Origin of the sequence: Streptomyces hilarionis (assembly GCF_024539675.1) — a bacterium.
GTDB lineage: Bacteria > Actinomycetota > Actinomycetes > Streptomycetales > Streptomycetaceae > Streptomyces > Streptomyces hilarionis.
On record NZ_JAHHIT010000784.1, the window covers coordinates 1 to 259 of the forward strand.

Here is a 259-nt window from a genome sequence, read left to right on the forward strand (position 1 = left end):
GCCTTAAAAAGTAAGGAAGCTCAATTCAATGTCTCACACTAAAGCCATCTGCCTTATCGCTCTCGCCACAGCGGCTCTTTCCGGATGCGTTACCGCCCCTACGTGGACCAACCTCGGACCAGTTGATCTGGATGTCTCGAACGGCCGGACTGCCTGCCATATCGACGCGAACATCATCGATGGAGAGCGAGTTGAGGGCACACTCTGCTCCACATACGAATCCGGTTTCTTTGGAGGCGGAGAACCAGAAATCTACTTC

Annotated in this window: 1 protein-coding gene; it reads right to left on the reverse strand. The window is 53.3% G+C overall.

What is annotated here, in order from left to right; translation table 11 throughout:
• Nucleotides 1–25: 25 nt before the first annotated feature.
• On the reverse strand, nt 26–259 hold a 234-nt coding region (locus KMS84_RS40340), incomplete at its 5' end, for a hypothetical protein (RefSeq protein ID WP_256921625.1).